Source organism: Neobacillus sp. BF23-41 (genome assembly GCF_041106275.1).
Genome location: NZ_JBGBPR010000084.1, coordinates 1 through 2,556 on the forward strand (window position 1 = coordinate 1; position 2,556 = coordinate 2,556).

A 2,556-nucleotide genomic window follows, 5' to 3' on the forward strand; every position below is an offset into this window, starting at 1 on the left:
GCATCCTTTAATGAAGTTAGCACCGATTTATCCACTTGTTTTAATGTGGCCACATGCAAGGGATAAATTTCAAACATTCACACACCTCCCATACTTTTCAAGAAGAGTAATTTTATCCATAAAAGGCTCTTCTGATTTCATATATATGAACCTCAGTTCAAAACTAAGCTTAATAATATAATATATTATTTTCTGATTATCATCAATAGTTTTTTTGATTTTTCTGATTATTATCAATAGCTTTTTGATTATGTTGGTAGCACTATAGCCCAAAATGCACCGCAAATGCCTAATGCGATCCAAATTGGAGCACCGATTACTAATAGTATGGTGAAAATCGCTAGACCGGTGCCTGCTTCTTACGTTGATTTTATTTGCTAGATTGATATGCTTTATATAGAACTTCCTCCTTCTCATGCCGTGGATCATTCCTTCATAACGCGTAGCTTCCACCGGAACCCCTGCTGCTTTGAGACGTTCTGTGTAGGCTTCACCCTCATCCCGTAATGGATCAAATTCTGCCGTAATAACCAATACTGAAGGTAAGGGTAACCGGGTAAATCAACAAATGATACGCTAACGCCAAAGAGGGACTACCCCTATCTCTGGCCATCAATGCGGCTACAGCTTCGAGATTCCCACCCGAACTGTCGCCTCCAACAACAATATCCCGCAGAGTCTACCATAATAGGCGGTCCGTTATCTGCCACCCATTTGACGGCTGCATAGTCATCTTCAGCACCCGACGGAGATTTATGTTCTGGTGCCAGCCTATAATCTTCACTTACCTGAAGCTTTGGCTGCATCAATCAATGCTTGCCCGCCATCTACATCTTTTGCAAACCATTTATATACAGATAACGTAGCATTTTAAAATCTTCAATTTCTTTTTCTATAGGCATATAAATTTGAATTCTTCGCTTCTTTAATTCATCAAAGGAGTGTGAATACTTATCCAATATCACTTCATCTGCAAATGTCTCCATATCTTTGCTTACTTCAAGAATCGGTACCATAACCATGACTTAATTTAAGAACATATTTGGTATCATTAGAAGACTCTTTTGAAGAATCGCTGGCCACATTGTTTTCTTTCTTCGTTTCATGACTAGTTGGGGCCGACCCGCCTACGCATGCAGATAAAACCATAACAATAATCATGAATACACTAAAAGTTCTCAACTTTTTCATCCTTTTCACCATACCTATTTTATTTTTTGTGAAAAATTGTTGTAAAACTTAATGCAAATGTATACGCAATCATCATTTTGAAGAAAACACTCTAGTCCGAACTTCCTATGTAATGCTGGTTCCGCTCCTAGGGAGACCATTACAGAACCAGCGTGTACTATAGTGTGACCCGCGGCGGCCGCAAGCGCAAACTTCTTGGGAGAATACAGGCAACTGGCTTTCTCCGTACGAAGTTAATTATTTTTGGGAAATTGAAGAACCAGCACCTCGATGCCTTCCGGGCCTGCTTGCAGGTTCAAGGGTGGTTCGTCAGACTCAAGGAAAATGCATGACCATCGCGGATAAGGCTCATCATTGATAATACAAGTGCCGTTAACAACAAATACAAATTGGCCTCCGTTGCCCTGAGGAGAAGGACATTCTTTTTGCTGGTCCGGTCCAATGGCAAGTCTATAGGCGGCTGCACCAGACCTAGAAGATGAGAATAATGTTTCGAACTCAGGCTCGGTTAATTGCTTTAACTGCTCTATATTTTTTTCATCCATATTGAGCTTATAGAATGACTCGCGTGCACCTTTTTCACGTTTATTTCGGAATTCCGGCATCCAATTCGCTCCAATATCATTAACCGTTCGAATTGTAAAATAAGTTATCCCTTTCTCACCGGCAACGATTGGTCCATAAGGTTTATACTTCTCATCATAATGGATTGAAAGCGGGCGAATTAAATCCTTACCGAATTTCCCATCTCCATCTACGATAAGTTGAAACTGATTCACGGTATGGAAATGAGCGCGAACCACATCATTTGGTAGCTGTTCCACTAAATAACACTGGGGATAATTCTCCATGAATGAAGATAAATAAACGAATTCGCCGCTGCCGTCATCCTTGTAATCCCTCCGTCTTTTTTTCATAGCTTCTTCACTATTTACAGCTATCATGTTGTTTTCCCTCCCAAAATGAATTTTCTTTCCCTTCCAAAAGATAAACCTCCTTTTCCCGGTCACCACCTTGACAGATAAATATAAAACAATCTCAAACGTAAATCTTAATAATATAAGACGTCTTAGATTATCATTAAATAAAAACCCAGGTTCATATACATAAACAAAAAAAATATTCCTTAAAAATACCTTATATAATCTTTTCATAAAGACTTCTTTTTGTGGAACAAAGCACATTATTTTCATTTAAAATCAAAACTAGCACACCTAGTCCACACTCTTAAACATAAGTTCGTATATATGAACAAAAAAATATTACTATTCAGTTTTTAATAAACTTGTCTAGACATTAACAGAGGATCGTGAGAAGGAAGTACTTCTACGTTCATTCGTTTCACTTTTTCATATGATTGATACC

General features: G+C 38.5%; 6 protein-coding genes. All 6 read right to left on the reverse strand.

Translation table 11 applies throughout. The features are described from left to right. Window positions 1–69: 69 nt before the first annotated feature. The 6 genes from AB7942_RS30405 to AB7942_RS30430 all read right to left on the reverse strand — a co-directional run bounded on the left by AB7942_RS30405 (window position 70) and on the right by AB7942_RS30430 (window position 2,135). Window positions 70–534, reverse strand: a complete 465-nt coding sequence (locus tag AB7942_RS30405; RefSeq protein WP_369449775.1) for an alpha/beta hydrolase fold domain-containing protein — start codon at window positions 532–534, stop codon at window positions 70–72. Next, window positions 512–616: a hypothetical protein gene (locus AB7942_RS30410; RefSeq protein ID WP_369449776.1), complete on the reverse strand. Its 105-nt coding sequence runs from the start codon at window positions 614–616 to the stop codon at window positions 512–514. The genes AB7942_RS30405 and AB7942_RS30410 overlap by 23 nt, the downstream gene beginning before the upstream one ends. Then, entirely contained in the window at window positions 600–806 is a 207-nt protein-coding gene (locus tag AB7942_RS30415) for an alpha/beta hydrolase fold domain-containing protein (RefSeq protein WP_369449780.1), read from the reverse strand. Before AB7942_RS30415 ends, AB7942_RS30410 begins: the two co-directional genes overlap by 17 nt. Window positions 807–827: 21 nt before the next feature. Continuing rightward, window positions 828–986 carry a hypothetical protein gene (locus AB7942_RS30420; RefSeq protein WP_369449777.1) on the reverse strand — a complete coding sequence of 53 codons (159 nt, stop codon included), beginning with the start codon at window positions 984–986 and terminating at the stop codon, window positions 828–830. Window positions 987–999: 13 nt separating this feature from the next. Then, complete coding sequence (locus AB7942_RS30425; protein WP_369449778.1) at window positions 1,000–1,191, reverse strand: hypothetical protein; 192 nt, start codon at window positions 1,189–1,191, stop codon at window positions 1,000–1,002. Between the two features lie 233 nt (window positions 1,192–1,424). Continuing rightward, window positions 1,425–2,135 (reverse strand): hypothetical protein, encoded by a 711-nt coding sequence (locus AB7942_RS30430; protein WP_369449779.1) that lies wholly within the window; start codon window positions 2,133–2,135, stop codon window positions 1,425–1,427. Window positions 2,136–2,556 lie beyond the last annotated feature (421 nt).

Excerpts from the sequence above, each read along its gene's own strand:
- AB7942_RS30420 (WP_369449777.1), bottom strand. The coding sequence starts at position 986 with ATGGAGACATTTGCAGATGAAGTGATATTGGATAAGTATTCACACTCC.
- AB7942_RS30425 (WP_369449778.1), bottom strand. The coding sequence starts at position 1,191 with ATGAAAAAGTTGAGAACTTTTAGTGTATTCATGATTATTGTTATGGTT.
- AB7942_RS30430 (WP_369449779.1), bottom strand. The coding sequence starts at position 2,135 with ATGATAGCTGTAAATAGTGAAGAAGCTATGAAAAAAAGACGGAGGGAT.
- AB7942_RS30415 (WP_369449780.1), bottom strand. The coding sequence starts at position 806 with ATGCAGCCAAAGCTTCAGGTAAGTGAAGATTATAGGCTGGCACCAGAA.